Origin of the sequence: Mumia zhuanghuii, assembly GCF_042681565.1 — a bacterium.
Lineage (GTDB): Bacteria > Actinomycetota > Actinomycetes > Propionibacteriales > Nocardioidaceae > Mumia.
Map to the genome: position 1 here is coordinate 1,687,097 of NZ_JBHUFT010000008.1, position 14,480 is coordinate 1,701,576.

Here is a 14,480-nt window from a genome sequence, read left to right on the forward strand (position 1 = left end):
ACACAAACGGCATCGAGTGGAGGAGAAGTCTCGGCGTGGTGAACGCTGAGCCCGGCTCGACGAGGGCTAGGCGAAGAGGGCGGTCGCCGGGTCGTCGTGCAGGGCGACGACCAGCAGGTCGTCGTCAGGGTCGTACGTCAAGGTGACGTCGACACTGCGCGCCAGGGTCGGATCGTCCCCGCCGGCCGAGGCGTCGCCGTACCCTCTCGCCACGTCGCGGAGCGTGATCGTCGCCGGTCCGACGGGGTCGTTGTCGGGCCACTCCTCGACCATCCGCTGCGCGATGCCGGTGAGCACCGCGTCGTACATCGGAAGCCGCCCGGCCTCGATGCCCGAGACGACGAGCTCGGGCAGTCCGAACCGCGCGAGGCCGTGCGTCGTCGACACCTCGTCGGACGGGTGCTCGAGGACGAACCAGTCGCTGGCGCGGACGACGTCGGGGTGCGGCGCCGTCGAGAGCAGCCTGGGCACCGCCGAGTCGATCACGACGCCGACGTGCTCGGCGGCGAGTGCGCGGGCGGCCGCCTGCGTACGCCGTTGCGTCTCGAGCGCGTCACCCGGTGCCGACTCGCCCGTGACCGCGGTCGCGTACGGGAGCGACTCGGCGAAGCGCACGGCTTTCGGGCTCGACCCGCGCGCGAGCAGCAGGCTCGGGGGCGGGACCGGGGGATCAGCGAGGTCGGACTCCAGCGGCTCGTCGGTGAGCACGACGTAGAGCGCAGACACCGTCCCCGGCACGGACACGGGTCGGCTCACGAGGACGCCGTCGTGGCGGGAGGAGGCGTCGTGGGGTCGTCGCCGACCTGGACCACGAGCTTGCCGAAGTTCTCGCCGCGCAGCATGCCGAGGAACGCGGCCGGGGCGTTCTCGAGGCCCTCGACCACGTCCTCGCGGTAGCGGATCTTGCCGTCGGCCAGCCAGCCGCGCACGTCTTCGAGGAAGTCGCGGTAGTGCGCCCGCACGAACTCGCGCTGGATGAAGCCACGCACTGTCAGGCTCTTGGTCAGGATGCGGCTCATCAGCATCGGGACACGGTCGGGGCCGTCGGGCAGCGAGGTCGCGTTGTACTGCGAGACCAGACCGCACACGGGGATGCGCCCGAACTCGTTCATGCGGGGAAGCACCGCGTCGAACACCTTGCCGCCGACGTTCTCGAAGTAGACGTCGATGCCTTCGGGTGTCGCTGCGGCGAGGCTGTCGACGAAGTCGGGGGCGGTGTGGTCGAGCGCCACCTCGAAGCCCAGCTCGTTCTTGACGTACGCGACCTTCTCGGGGCCGCCGGCGATGCCGACGGCGCGAGCGCCCTTGAGCTGCGCGATCTGGCCAACCGCCGAACCGACCGGACCTGCGGCCGCCGCGACGACGACCGTCTCTGATGGTCTCGGTGCGCCGATCAGCAGCAGCCCCGCGTACGCAGTGAAGCCGGGCATCCCGAGCACGCCGAGAGCGGTCGAGATCGGCGCACGGGTCGGGTCGAGCCTCCGGACGGCCTTGTCGGACGCGACAGCGTACTGCTGCCATCCGGTGTGGGCGAGGACGATGTCGCCAACGTCGACCATGTCAGTCTTCGAGGCGATGACCTCGCAGACCGTCCCGCCTTCCATCACGCCGCCGACCGGGACGGGTTCGGCGTACGACTCGGCCTCGGACATTCGGCCCCGCATGTACGGGTCGAGGGAGAGGTAGATCGTCCGCAGGAGCACCTCGTTCTCGCCAGGCGAGGGCGTCGACTCCAGAGCGAGCGCGAAGTTCTCGGCCGTCGGTTCGCCGTGCGGTCGGCTCGCGAGCCTCACAGTGAGGTTGGACTCGGACTCAGGGGTTGTGGTGGAAGTCATGGTCCGGCCAGTCTAGAGTGGCTTCATGCCTCGTGTGACCGGCCTCTTCATTAGACAGCGCGTCTGACCTACCTCCCAGGTCCGACGCGCAGCCTCTCGTACTCCGAGGGGCATTTTTTATGGGCGGGCGCACCTGCCCACTCGGGAGGAGACACCGGACACGGACCCGAGCAGGAGAACGAGATGACCGAGCCGACCCGCACCGAGGCGGACCCGACCTTCCACGTGTACGACACGACGCTGCGTGACGGCGCTCAGCAGGAGGGACTCAACCTCTCCGTCGCCGACAAGCTCGTGATCGCTCGCCACCTCGACGCGCTCGGCGTCGGCTACATCGAGGGCGGCTGGCCGGGCTCCAATCCCAAGGACACGGACTTCTTCGCGCGTGCCCGTACGGAGCTGACACTGCAGCACGCGACCCTGGCGGCGTTCGGCGCGACCCGGCGCGCGGGCGTGGCCGCCGCGGACGACCCGCTGGTCGGCGCGCTGAGAGAGTCCGGCGCGTCGGTGGTGACGCTCGTGGCCAAGAGTCACGACCGACACGTCGAGCTGGCCCTGCGGACGTCGCTCGAGGAGAACCTCGCAATGGTCCACGACACAGTCACGCACCTGCGGGCGCACGGGCAGCGGGTCTTCCTCGACTGCGAGCACTTCTTCGACGGCTATCGCCAGAACCGTGCGTACGCGCTGGAGGTCGTCCGTACGGCCGCGGAGGCGGGCGCGGAGGTCGTCGTGCTGTGCGACACCAACGGAGGCATGCTCCCGCACTGGGTCGGCGAGATCGTCGGTGATGTGGCGGCGTCGACCGGCGCGCGGCTCGGCATCCACGCGCACAACGACACCGGGTGCGCGGTCGCCAACTCGCTCGCCGCGGTCGCCGCGGGTGCGACGCACCTGCAGGGGTGCGTCAACGGGTACGGCGAACGGACCGGCAATGCCGACCTCATCACCTGCGTCGCCAACCTCGAGCTCAAGCTGGGCCAGAAGGTCGTCCCGGCGGGCGCGCTGCGCGAGGCGAGCCGGATCGGCCACGCGATCGCGGAGGTCACGAACTACCCGCCCGCGGCGCGCCAGCCGTACACGGGCGTCTCTGCGTTCGCGCACAAGGCGGGCCTGCACGCGAGCGCGATCCGGGTCGACCCCGACCTCTACCAGCACATCGATCCCGAGCTTGTCGGCAACGACATGCGGCTGCTCGTCTCGGAGATGGCCGGGCGGGCGACGATCGAGCTCAAGGGCAAGGAGCTCGGCTTCGACCTCAGCGGAGACACCGAGACGCTCTCGCGCGTCACCGACGTCGTCAAGGTCCGCGAGCAGGCCGGCTACACGTTCGAGGCGGCCGACGCCTCGTTCGAGCTGCTGCTCGCGGAGATGGTTGAGGGTGCGCGTCCTTCGTACTTCGACGTCGAGTCGTGGCGGGTCATCACCGAGTCGCACCACGCCGCCGGTGAGGAGGCGCCGTCCGAGGCGACCGTCAAGATCGTGGCCGGCGGGCAGCGCTACGTCGTGACGGGGGAGGGCAACGGACCGGTCTCCGCGCTCGACCACGCACTGCGGCAGGCGATCGAGCGGGCGTTCCCCGACGTCGCGTCGTTCGGACTGAACGACTACCGCGTGCGCATCCTCGACGAGGCCGGCGGTACGGACGCCGGCATCCGCGTGCTCATCGGCACCACCGACGGCACCGACACGTGGACCACGGTCGGCGTCGGTCACAACATCGTCGAGGCGTCGTGGGAGGCGCTGCTCGACGCGTTCACGTACGGGCTGCGCCGCGTCCTGACCTGACGTACGACCCGACAAAAGGACCCGACGTTTCACCCCCAGATCCGGGGTGAAGCGTCGGGTCCTTTTGTCGGGTCGTACGTCAGCAGGTCACCAGTTGGTGGCGCCGCGGGGGAGCTTCACGTGGGACGGGTGATACAGGTACGAGACGCCGTCGGTCGAGTCCTGCCACACCTTCTCGAAGTTCTCGCGGGTGTAGACGTTGCGGACCGCCTCGTTGCTGTTCGACGCAGGGTCGTTGAGGATCGGGTCGCCGTCGGCGGTGAACCCGATGATGACCATGAGGTGGCCGTCGGTCTCGTAGCCCGCCTCGGGCATCTCGTCGAGGTCCCACGAGAGTGACGTGATGACCGGGATCCCGGCGGCAACGAGCCGCTCGGCCTCCGCGAGCGACCGCAGCCGCGTCACGAACGTGTCAAGGCCGAACGTATGGGCGTACGCGGCGTTGAAGGGCCAGTTGCCGGCGCCCTCGTACGTGTAGTCCCACGTCATCATCGCCGCGTAGTCGACCTGCGGGTCGCCGTTGGGGGCGACGATGTCGCGCAGCTCGTGGCGCGGGACCTGGTGCTTCTTGCCCCAGTAGTACTGCACCATCGTCGTGGAGGTCGGGGAGCACCAGACCTGGCCGCCGCCCCCGAACTCCGGGTACTCGCCCTTGTGGATGTTCTGCGAGAACCGCGGCACGTCGAGCTCGACGTGCCGGCCGAGCGTGAAGTCGCTGGTGACGCCGTCGTCGCCACCGAGCAGCTCGTTGGTCATCGTCGTGACGCCGTTGAGCCGCGGTGTCGCGTGGCTGCCCTCGGGACGCAGGAGCGTCACCCGGGTCTGGTAGGCGACGGGCTCCTTGCCGGTACGTGCCGAGAACGTGTCGGTGTAGACGGTGGCGTCGGTGTCACCCTGGCCGTTGAGCGAGGTGCGGTGGATGTCGCCGCCCTCGAAGTCGTCGCCCGAGGCCCAGCGCCCCAGGACGTACCACTTCGTCCACGTGCCATCCGGGCGCTGGCCGCGGAACGTGGTCTCGACGAAGGTGCCGGTCGGCGTGATCGCATTCCAGGAGGTGATCGACTCGTCGATCGCGTAGCCGGGAGTCATGACGGGTGACGTCCAGGTGCCGTACTCGTACGTCCGGGCGACGCCGTCGCCGTGCGGGTCGGCGTAGGTGGTGGTCTGGGTCGTACGGGGCGAGACGACCAGGCTCCCGCCGGCGCCGGGGCGTACGCCGTCCCAGCTGCCCTCGCGGAAGTCGGCGATCCCGTCCCAGTGCTCGGTGGTGATCTGGGTCGTGGCGGGCTCGACAGCGGGCGCCGATGACGGCGCGGCGGTCGCCGGGGCCGTCAGGGTGAGCAGGGTGGCGAGACTTGCGATACCGATCGATGTCTTGCGGAACATGGCCGCTCCTCAGGGTCGTGAAGGCGAGGATCCTGTCGCGCGACCAGAGTGGCAGGGAAACCGCCCTCTCCGCTAGAGGTGCGGGGAGGTGTGATGGGGGTCGGTGCCGTCAGATGAGGAACGTATCTCGCCGCATTCTCAGGCGGGCTGCAGCCGCACCACCGTCGACGCCGAACGCGACCGCCGCGTGTTGCGGGTGCGCTGGACCAGTCGCGAGTGCCGGTCGAGCGCGGCGTGCGGGTCGCGGTAGACCGGGCCGAGCGCGATCGCCCCGGCTGCTGCTGCCTGGACCTCGGCGCCGAACCGCGACAGCGTGATCGGCACGGGCCCGAGCCCCGTCGTGCGGCGGAACGCGTCGAGCACGACCGACGCGGCGGCCGGGTATGCGGTGAAGGCCTGGCCGGCGAGGACGACGCGGTCGGGGTCGAGGAGGTCGCGGATGATCGCGACCGCGCGGCCGAGGTGGTCGGCGCGGTCGATGAGGAGCTCGTGCGCGTCGACGTCCCCGGCGAGCGCGGCGGCATGGACCAGCTCGACGTCGGGCCGTTCGACGATACCGGCGGCCGCAGCCCGCGGGCCGATCGTGGCGACGGTGGCGCCGAGGCAGCCCCGTGCGCCGCAGGGGCACGGGGCGTCGGAGGTCGTCGGGAGGTGCGTGACGCTGCCCGTACGGCGTCCACTGGAGGGGATGACCCCGTCGTGGACGGTCGCGACGCCGACGGTCTCGCGTGCATAGACGTACGTTGACGTCCCGTGTGCGTGCTCGGGGGAGAAGAGGAGGTCGGCGGCGGCGACAGCGGCGACGTGGTCGGCGGTCGAGGTGGGGAGTGTGGTGGTGTCGCGCAGCGTCCGACCGGCGACGGCGGGGGAGCGGTCGAGAGCTTCCCACGGTGCGACGACCGCGGCGGTGATGAGCGTACGGCCGCCGATCCCGGCGTGCAGTCCGATCAGACGGCGGGCGGCGGCCTTGACCAGGTCGGCGTCGCCTCCGCGGGTCGGGAGGTGGGCGACGCCGAGCACGTGGCCGCGCAGGTCGGTGAGCGCGACGGTCGTGACGAGGCGCCCGATGTGGACGGCGCCGGCGGCGAGCAGGCGGTCATCGACCTCGACGGGGACGCTCGGGCGACCGACGTGCCCGGAGCGAGTGCAGTCGGGTCGCTCGCGTAGCAGGCCGCGGCGGACGAGCGAGGTGACCTGACGGCCGATCGTGGCCGCGCTGAGACCCGTGGACTCAGCGATCTGGTCGCGGAAGGCGACGCCGTGGTGGAGCACGGTGCGGAGCACGAGCCCAGCGGTTGAGCTGTCCTGCGTCATGGTGTTCACGTGCCCTCGCTTCTCCCCGGGTGACAAGGCATCCGTTTCAAGACGTACTACTAAGTGCATAAAGTTAGGTGACAAGAAGGACCTTATCCGGACACGAGGGTCGTGTGCAGGTGTCTCGGACGCCGAGAAGGCGCGTGTCGCGTTGAGATCACGGTGAGCGCAACCCTCCGCCACCCCCGTACGAGCAGGCATCGTGGGCGGTGACGGAGCGGGTGGAGGGCAGACGGCGGCTCTCCACCCGCCCGGTCTCGGGGTCAGCGGGTGCCACCCGGACGTCATACGAATTGAGGGTCGGGACCCACCGTTCGTATGACGTTGCGGGGTGGGGTCAGGCGGCGGCCAGGACGCGGTCGTAGTCCGCGAGGAGTCGCACGCGCAGGGCGGCGGCGCACTCGGCGTGCTCGCGCTGCAGGCGGACGTACTCGGCCTTGCCCTCCGCCGTCTCGATCCGTACGGGCTCGTAGCCCAGCGCGGCGAGGTCGTACGGCGCCGCGCGCATGTCGAGCTCGCGCACGTCGCGGGCCAGCGCGAAGCAGTCGAGCAGCAGGTCGGAGTCGCCGTACGGGACGAGCTTCATCGCCCACTTGTAGAGGTCCATGTTGGCGTGCAGGCAGCCGGGCTGCTCGAGCGCACGCTGCGTCTCGCGGCTCGGCGCGAGCGCATTGCGCGGCACCGCGTCGGGCGTGAAGAACCGGAACGCGTCAACGTGGCTGCAGCGCAGCTGGTGCGACTCGACGACGGCGTCGGTGCCGTCCGCTCCGAGACGCAGCGGCCATGCCACGTGGCGCACCTCGTGGGGCGTCTGCCGATAGACCATCGCCCACTCGTGCAGCCCGAAGCAGTCCAGCCGCGCCGTGCGCCCGGCCGTCATCGCGAGCAGGCCGCGGATCCACTCCATGCCCTCGCGGCGGCCCGCGAGGCGGCTCACGTCCGCCCCCACGGCCGTACGGCCGTCGGGGAGGTCGACGGTGCGGTACGACCCGAGCGCCGCGTACTCCGAGGCGTCGCCCCCGAGCAGCACCCCCACGCCGGGATGCCAGCGAGTCAGGCGCGCGGGCTTGTAGCCGTAGTACTCGAACAGGAAGTCGTCGACCGGATGCTTCTCACCGCGACCACGACGCGCCAGCCGGCCCGCGACGTACGGCACGGCGCGCTCGCGATGCGCGTCGGCCCGCGCCCGCCAGTCGGCCTCGTCGAGGATCATCCACACCGGTCACAGGTCCCGAAGATCTCGAGGGTGTGCGACATCTGGCCGAAGCCGTGCTCAGCGCCGACCTGCTCGACCCACCTCTCCAGCGCCGGGCCCTGGACCTCCGCGGTGCGTCCGCACTCGCGGCACACGAGGTGGTGATGGTGGTGGTCGGTACGGCAGCGGCGATAGAGCGTCTCGCCGTCGTCGCTGCGCAGCTGGTCGACCTCGTCGGCGTCGGCGAGGGCCTGGAGGTTGCGGTAGACCGTCGACAGCCCGACCGACTCGCCGCGGTCGCGCAGCGCGTCGTGGATCTCGCGGGCGCTCGCGAAGCCGTCGAGGTCGTCCATCACCGCGGCCACCGCACGGCGCTGGCGGGTCGTACGGACGGGGGTCTCGGTCATGCTGCCTCCTCCACGGGCACCGGGACGGGCGTCTCGCGCCGTCGGTGCGAGCGTACGAGATGGCCGAGAGGCGCCACCGCGAGGAACACCGCGAGCGCCACGATGACGATCGTCGGGCCCGGTTGCGTGTTGATCTGGTAGCTGCCGAGCACGCCGGCGACGGCGGCGAAGGTGCCGATCACCATCGCCAGGACGAACGTGCCACGGAAGCTGCGGGTGACCTGCTGCGCCGCCGCGACCGGGACGACCATCAGCGCCGAGACGAGCAGCAGGCCGACGGTGCGCATCGAGACCGTGACGGTGACGGCCGCGAGCACGGCGATGAGTAGCGCGTACGCCCGTACCGGCACGCCGGACACCCGGGCGTGCTCCTCGTCCTGGCACACGGCGAACAGCTGCGGCGACAGGCCCGCGGACAGCAGCATCACCACCGCACCCAGGACCACCACGATCGTGAGGTCGGTGCTGTCGATGGTCGTGATCGAGCCGAACAGATATCTGTTGAGCGTCGCCGCCGAGCCGCCGGCGAGGTTCGTGAGCATGACGCCACCGGCGATCCCGCCGTAGAAGAGCAGCGCCAGCGCGACGTCGCCGCTGGTGCGGCCGTACGTACGCATGAGCTCGATCGCGACGGCGCCGAGGATGCTCACGATCACGGCGGTCACGAGCGGCTGCGTGTTGGTGAGCAGTCCAGCCGCGACCCCGGTGAGGGCGATGTGGCCGATGCCGTCGCCGAGCAGGGCGAGACGGCGCTGGACCAGGTACGTCCCGATGGCGGGTGCGGTCAGTCCGGTGATCAGCGCAGCGAGCAGCGCCATCTGCATGAAGTCGTACGAGAGGATCTCGTTCACGTCGGCCACGCTCCTGACTCCTCGATGCCCACGTGGTGCGTAGGGAGCACGAGGTGGGGGTGGTGCTGGTTGTGGGGCTCGGCCTCGGCGGCGAGGTTGCCGCCCGAGCACGGGCCGTCATAGGCGACGCGTCCGTCGCGCAGCACCACGGCGCGGTCGATCATCGGCTCGAACGGGCCGAGCTCGTGGGCGACCATGAAGATCGCGCGGCCTTCGCCGAGCAGGCGGGCAAAGAGGTCCGCGAGCGCGACCTGGCTGCGTGCGTCGACGCCCGCGGTCGGCTCGTCCAGCACGAGCAGGTCGGGGCGCGATGCGAGACCGCGCGCGATCATGACCCGCTGCTGCTGGCCGCCCGACAGCTCGGCCGCGGGCGACCCGGCGTACTCGACGAGGTCGACGAGCGCGAGGGCCTCGGCGACGGCGGCCTTGTCGTCTCGCGAGGCGAGGCCCACGACCGGTCGGCGCGAGAGACGGCCGCTCATCACGACCTCGTGCACCGTCGACGGCACGCCGGCGGCAGCAGTGGAGCGCTGCGGGACATAGCCGATGCGCTGGTGCTGGCGGAACCGGCGCAGCGGCGTCCCGAACAACCGCACCTCGCCGGCGGCGACCGGGATCACGCCCATCGCCGCCCGCATCAGCGTCGTCTTGCCCGAGCCGTTGCTCCCCAGGAGCACGACGAACTCTCCGGGCTCGACGGTCAGCGACACTCCGCGGACCACCTCGCGTCCGGCGAGGGAGACGTGGAGGTCGTGGACCGCCAGTGGTGCAGCGTCGGTCATGAGCAGCGGCTCGCCTTCTGGAGAGCGGCGAGGTTCTGCCGCATGAGCGAGAGGTAGGTCTCGTCTTCGGTCGCGTCGCTCAGCCCCTCGATCGGGGAGAGGACTGCGGTCGCGACGCCGGCTTCGCGGGCGATCGTGTCGGCCGTACGGGGGCTCGTGAGCTCCTCGGTGAACACGGTCGTGATGCCCTCGGACTTCACGAGCTCGATGATCTCGGCGAGCTGCTGGGTCGACGGCTCGGTGTTGGGCTCGATCCCTGCGATCGCAATCTGCTCGAGGTCGTACGCGTCGGCGAGATAGCCGAACGCGGCGTGGCTGGTGACGAACGTGCGCGTCTCGCACTGCGCGAGGCCGGTACGAAAGTCCGTGTCGAGCGCGGTCAGCTCGGCGTCGAACGCGTCGGCGTTCTCGCGGTAGGCCTCGGCGTTGTCCGGGTCGATCTCGGCGAGGCGGTCGGCCACGGCGTCGGCGATCGCCGCCATGCGCTTCGGGTCGAGCCACACGTGCGGGTCGGTGGCGCTGTGGTCGTGGTCCTCCTCGGCGTGGCCGGGCTCCTCGCCCTCGATGTGCGTGTGGCCGTCGTCGGAGGCGTCGAGCAGGTCGACCACGTCGGCGACGTCGAGGAGCGCGTCGGCGTCGAGCTCGGCCTGGTCGATCGCGTCGTTGACCTGCGGCTGGAAGTCGTCGAGATAGACGACGAGGTCGGAGTCGCGGATCTCGCCGAGCTGGCGTGGAGTCAGCTCGGCGTCGTGAGGCTCGACGCCGGGGCTGGTCAGGTTGTCCACGTCCACCATCGTGCCCCCGATCCGCTCCGCCGCGTACGCGAACGGGTACGCCGCAGCGGTCACGCGCACCGCGTCGCCGGAGCCGCCGCCGTCGGAGCCGCAGGCCGCGAGGACGAGGGCGAGCGGGGCGACGGCGAGCACGGCCAGGGGGCGGCGCCGAGTCCGACGCAGCGAGGAGGGGCGAGGCATGACGGCAGATTATTGCATTTGGGAATCATTCTCAAACCAGTTGCCCGTGGCATGGCTCATCGTGATCGCCGAGCTGGCCATCACCCCTGACAGACCGGTCTCAGCCCAGCACGGCGGTGAGGAAGCGCCCGACGGCCACGGCGACGAGGATGCCGACCACGAGGAGGCGGAGTCGCGCGAGGCCGGACGTCGGGTCGGGGGACCGGTATGCCATCCAACCCACGAAGGCGACGAGGACGAGCAGCGCGGGGATGCCGATCCGCGGCGTGGCAGCCAAGCCGGTGATGAGCAGCACGGCCGCCACGACCGGGACGGCGACGCGCGCGCCGCGAGACGTCAGCATGCGCTCGTACGGATCGCTCATGGCCGCCATCCTGCCGTACGGGCCCGGGGCGCCACTAGGCTGCGCGCGTGCTGGTCATCACGCGTTTCCGCGCCCCTTCCGAGCGAGCCGACACCTTCGCCGCCGAGCTCCGCGCCGTGGTCGACGCGCTCGCCGCTCGTCCCGGCTACGTCCACGGCTTCGCCGGACGCAACCTGGACGACCCGACCCTGTGGACGCTCACCACCCGGTGGGAGAACGTCGGCGCCTACCGCCGTGCGCTGTCCTCGTACGACGTCAAAGTCGCGGCCGCGCGGCCGTACGCCCACGCGTTGGAGGAGCCGAGCGCCTACACCGATGCGTACGAGGATGTCGTCGACGACGACCCGACGACGCGCCGTTGAGAGGGAATAGGTGAGCGGCGTCACATCTTGGGTGTCGGTATGAGCGTGAACGACATCATCCTGGGAGACGGGCTGCGCACCAGCCCGCAAGGTTTCGGCGCGATGGCGCTGACGACGGTGTACGGCGGAACCGACCCCGAGAGCGCCCTCGCGACGCTGGAGCACGCCGTCGACGTCGGGGTCACGTTCGTCGACACGGCGAACGTGTACGGCAACGGGACCAACGAGGAGCTCGTCGGCCGGCTACTCGCGAGCCGCCCGGGCCAGGTGCAGGTCGCGACGAAGTTCGGGGTCGCCGGCAACATCCGCGTCGGCGAGCGTGCCGCGCGTGGTGACGCCCCGTATGTCCGCGAGTGCGCCGAGGAGTCGCTGCGGCGGCTCGACACCGACGTGATCGACCTGTACTACCTCCACCGGATCGACACCCAGGTCGAGATCGAGGAGACGGTCGGCGCGATGGCCGAGCTCGTCGCGGAGGGCAAGGTCCGCCACCTCGGAGTCTCGGAGGTCACGGCCGACGAGCTGCGTCGCGCGCACGCCGTGCACCCGATCGCGGCCGTGCAGAGCGAGTGGTCGATCTGGAGTCGCGACGTCGAGCGTCACGTCGTGCCCGCCGCCGCCGAGCTCGGGGTCGGCTTCGTCCCGTACTCGCCGCTGGGGCGGGGCTTCCTCGCCGGCTCGGTCGGGACAACGATCCCCGAGGGTGACATGCGCCGGACCTTCCCGCGCTTCGACGCCAGCAACCTCGACGCCAACCAGGTCGTGGTCGAGACCGTACGCCGGGTGGCGGGCGAGATGGGCGCGACGCCGGCGCAGGTGGCGTTGGCGTGGGTCCACGCGCAGGCAGAGCGGTGGGGCCTGCCCGTCGTGCCGATCCCCGGCACGCGCAGGGCTGAGCGGGTCGATGAGAACCTCGGCGCGCTGGCCGTACGGCTCGATGCCGACACGATGGCGACGCTGGACGAGGTGTCCGCTGCGGTCGTCGGCGGTCGGTCGGCTGATCCGACGTGGGTGTCGGCGGGGCGGGAGTAGGGGTCTCGACAGGCTCGACCAGCGGGGGGTCTCGACAGGCTCGACCATCGGGGGGTCTCGACCAGCGGGGGTCGAAACCGCGGGGTCACTCTGCCCCCCGAGGGCGTCCGGTAGCCTGGACCGACCCACTCGGGCGCGGCACGCCACGGCGCGCCGCCGATGCCCGCCGACACCCAGCCGGAAAGCGAGTTCTCTCGTGCCTGCCTCCGTCATCGACAACGTCGTCAGCCTCTCGAAGCGCCGGGGGTTCGTCTTCCCCAGCGGTGAGATCTACGGAGGCACCCGCTCCGCCTGGGACTACGGTCCGCTGGGCGTCGAGCTCAAGGAGAACATCAAGCGCCAGTGGTGGCGTGCGATGGTGCAGCGCCGTGACGACGTCGTCGGCCTCGACTCCTCGGTGATCCTGCCCCGCAAGGTGTGGGAGGCCTCCGGCCACGTCGACGTGTTCACCGACCCGCTGATCGAGTGCCAGCACTGCCACAAGCGCTTCCGCCAGGACCACCTCCAGGAGGCGTACGCGGAGAAGAAGGGCATCGCCGATCCCGACGACGTCGCGATGTCCGACGTCGTCTGCCCGCACTGCGGCACGCGTGGCCAGTGGACCGAGCCGCGCCAGTTCTCTGGCCTGCTCAAGACCTTCCTCGGCCCGGTCGACTCCGAGGAGGGCATGCACTACCTCCGCCCGGAGACCGCTCAGGGCATCTTCGTCAACTTCGCGCTCGTGATGGCCGCCGCGCGCAAGAAGCCGCCGTTCGGCATCGCGCAGATGGGCAAGTCCTTCCGCAACGAGATCACGCCCGGCAACTTCATCTTCCGCACCCGTGAGTTCGAGCAGATGGAGATGGAGTTCTTCGTCAAGCCCGGCACCGACGAGGAGTGGCACCAGTACTGGATCGACGAGCGCATGCGCTGGTACACCGACCTCGGTGTGTCCGCCGACAACCTGCGTCTGTACGAGCACCCGCAGGAGAAGCTCTCGCACTACTCCAAGCGCACCGTCGACATCGAGTACCGGTTCCGCTTCGCCGGCTCGGAGTGGGGTGAGCTCGAGGGCGTCGCCAACCGCACCGACTTCGACCTCGGCACGCACTCCAAGCACTCGGGCAACGACCTCACGTACTTCGACCAGGAGCTCGGCGAGCGCTGGACCCCGTACGTCATCGAGCCCGCAGCCGGCGTCAACCGTTCGCTGATGGCGTTCCTCGTCGACGCCTACCGCGAGGACGAGGCCCCCAACGCCAAGGGCGGCGTCGACAAGCGCACGGTGCTCGCGCTCGACCCGCGCTTGGCGCCGATCAAGGCCGCGGTGCTTCCGCTGTCGCGCAACGAGCGCCTCAGCCCGGCCGCGCGCGACCTGGCCGCCGAGCTGCGCCAGTCGTGGAACGTCGACTTCGACGACGCCGGTGCGATCGGCCGCCGCTACCGCCGTCAGGACGAGATCGGCACGCCGTTCTGCATCACGGTCGACTTCGACACCCTCGACGACAACGCGGTGACGATCCGCGAGCGCGACACGATGACGCAGGAGCGGGTGGCCCTTGACCAGGTCACGGCCTACCTCGCCACGCGTCTGATCGGCGCATGAGGGCGCCTCGTACGGGCCGGCGCGCGGCGTTCGTCGCGCTGGCCGGTGCGACGGCACTCGTGCTCGGTGGGTGCAGCGGCGGCGACGAGGAGCCTGCGAAGGGCGCGTCCGAGGGCACGTCGGCCGTCGACGTCCCGGAGGGCGTGACGCTGACCGAGGCCGGCACCGAGGTCGCGGTCGGCAAGCCGGCGACGGTCGGCTATCCGGTGGGTGAGGCGGCCAGTGCGCTCACTGTGACGGTCGCCTCGGTGAAGCCGGGCAAGGCGAGCGACCTCTCGGGCTACGTCCTCGATCCCGCGTCCGCGGCCTCAACGCCCTACTACGTGTCGCTGGACCTCCGTAACGACGGCCCCGACCCGCTCGGCGGCGCGGCGGTCCCCGTGTACGGGTTCGACTCGACGAAGACGTTCTTCCCGCCGACGACGTTCGCGGGGGAGCCGTTCACACGCTGCCCCGGTGGTGCTTTGCCGAAGACGTTCGACGCAGGCGCGACCGCGAAGGCGTGCTTCGTGCTGCTCGTCCCACAGGGCGCCACGCTGAGCTCCGTGCAGCTGCGGACCGACGACCTCTCGAAGCCGGTCTCCTGGCCCGTGAGCTGAGTCACG

15 protein-coding genes are annotated in these 14,480 nt (G+C 70.7%); 5 read left to right on the forward strand and 10 right to left on the reverse strand.

The window, feature by feature from the left end:
* Nucleotides 1-66: 66 nt before the first annotated feature.
* The gene (locus tag ACFSDF_RS16585; RefSeq protein WP_167003745.1) at nt 67-756 is read right to left on the reverse strand and encodes a hypothetical protein; all 690 of its coding nucleotides are present in this window, start codon (nt 754-756) and stop codon (nt 67-69) included.
* Complete coding sequence (locus ACFSDF_RS16590) at nt 753-1,835, reverse strand: NADP-dependent oxidoreductase (protein ID WP_167003743.1); 1,083 nt, start codon at nt 1,833-1,835, stop codon at nt 753-755. Before ACFSDF_RS16590 ends, ACFSDF_RS16585 begins: the two co-directional genes overlap by 4 nt.
* A gap of 183 nt (nt 1,836-2,018) precedes the next feature.
* Here ACFSDF_RS16590 and cimA point away from each other — a divergent pair, with 183 nt between their 5' ends.
* Nucleotides 2,019-3,623: a citramalate synthase gene (gene cimA, locus ACFSDF_RS16595; protein ID WP_167003741.1), complete on the forward strand. Its 1,605-nt coding sequence runs from the start codon at nt 2,019-2,021 to the stop codon at nt 3,621-3,623.
* Between the two features lie 87 nt (nt 3,624-3,710).
* Here the strand turns inward: cimA and ACFSDF_RS16600 are convergent, their stop codons facing one another.
* The 8 genes from ACFSDF_RS16600 to ACFSDF_RS16635 all read right to left on the reverse strand — a co-directional run bounded on the left by ACFSDF_RS16600 (nt 3,711) and on the right by ACFSDF_RS16635 (nt 10,896).
* Nucleotides 3,711-5,009, reverse strand: coding sequence for a C39 family peptidase (locus ACFSDF_RS16600; protein ID WP_167003739.1), 1,299 nt, complete (start codon nt 5,007-5,009; stop codon nt 3,711-3,713).
* A 138-nt stretch (nt 5,010-5,147) separates the two neighbouring features.
* Nucleotides 5,148-6,323 carry an ROK family transcriptional regulator gene (locus ACFSDF_RS16605; protein ID WP_243843009.1) on the reverse strand — a complete coding sequence of 392 codons (1,176 nt, stop codon included), beginning with the start codon at nt 6,321-6,323 and terminating at the stop codon, nt 5,148-5,150.
* Between the two features lie 337 nt (nt 6,324-6,660).
* A complete protein-coding gene (locus ACFSDF_RS16610) occupies nt 6,661-7,536 on the reverse strand; it encodes a 3-methyladenine DNA glycosylase (RefSeq protein ID WP_167003735.1) in 876 nt (291 codons plus the stop codon).
* Nucleotides 7,533-7,925: a Fur family transcriptional regulator gene (locus ACFSDF_RS16615; protein ID WP_167003733.1), complete on the reverse strand. Its 393-nt coding sequence runs from the start codon at nt 7,923-7,925 to the stop codon at nt 7,533-7,535. The genes ACFSDF_RS16610 and ACFSDF_RS16615 overlap by 4 nt, the downstream gene beginning before the upstream one ends.
* Entirely contained in the window at nt 7,922-8,785 is an 864-nt protein-coding gene (locus ACFSDF_RS16620) for a metal ABC transporter permease (protein ID WP_243842974.1), read from the reverse strand. The genes ACFSDF_RS16615 and ACFSDF_RS16620 overlap by 4 nt, the downstream gene beginning before the upstream one ends.
* Nucleotides 8,773-9,558: a metal ABC transporter ATP-binding protein gene (locus ACFSDF_RS16625; protein WP_167003731.1), complete on the reverse strand. Its 786-nt coding sequence runs from the start codon at nt 9,556-9,558 to the stop codon at nt 8,773-8,775. Before ACFSDF_RS16625 ends, ACFSDF_RS16620 begins: the two co-directional genes overlap by 13 nt.
* Nucleotides 9,555-10,532, reverse strand: a complete 978-nt coding sequence (locus ACFSDF_RS16630) for a metal ABC transporter substrate-binding protein (RefSeq protein WP_167003729.1) — start codon at nt 10,530-10,532, stop codon at nt 9,555-9,557. Before ACFSDF_RS16630 ends, ACFSDF_RS16625 begins: the two co-directional genes overlap by 4 nt.
* Nucleotides 10,533-10,632: 100 nt before the next feature.
* Nucleotides 10,633-10,896 carry a hypothetical protein gene (locus ACFSDF_RS16635; RefSeq protein ID WP_167003727.1) on the reverse strand — a complete coding sequence of 88 codons (264 nt, stop codon included), beginning with the start codon at nt 10,894-10,896 and terminating at the stop codon, nt 10,633-10,635.
* Nucleotides 10,897-10,943: 47 nt separating this feature from the next.
* On the opposite strand from ACFSDF_RS16635, the gene ACFSDF_RS16640 reads away from it, so the two are divergent.
* The 4 genes from ACFSDF_RS16640 (at nt 10,944) to ACFSDF_RS16655 (ending at nt 14,474) form a co-directional block, all read left to right on the forward strand.
* Nucleotides 10,944-11,258 (forward strand): antibiotic biosynthesis monooxygenase family protein, encoded by a 315-nt coding sequence (locus ACFSDF_RS16640; protein WP_167003726.1) that lies wholly within the window; start codon nt 10,944-10,946, stop codon nt 11,256-11,258.
* Between the two features lie 39 nt (nt 11,259-11,297).
* Nucleotides 11,298-12,290 (forward strand): aldo/keto reductase, encoded by a 993-nt coding sequence (locus ACFSDF_RS16645; RefSeq protein WP_167003724.1) that lies wholly within the window; start codon nt 11,298-11,300, stop codon nt 12,288-12,290.
* Nucleotides 12,291-12,486: 196 nt separating this feature from the next.
* On the forward strand, nt 12,487-13,875 hold the full coding sequence (locus ACFSDF_RS16650; protein ID WP_243842973.1) for a glycine--tRNA ligase: 1,389 nt from the start codon (nt 12,487-12,489) through the stop codon (nt 13,873-13,875).
* Nucleotides 13,872-14,474 (forward strand): hypothetical protein, encoded by a 603-nt coding sequence (locus ACFSDF_RS16655; protein ID WP_167003722.1) that lies wholly within the window; start codon nt 13,872-13,874, stop codon nt 14,472-14,474. Before ACFSDF_RS16650 ends, ACFSDF_RS16655 begins: the two co-directional genes overlap by 4 nt.
* Nucleotides 14,475-14,480 lie beyond the last annotated feature (6 nt).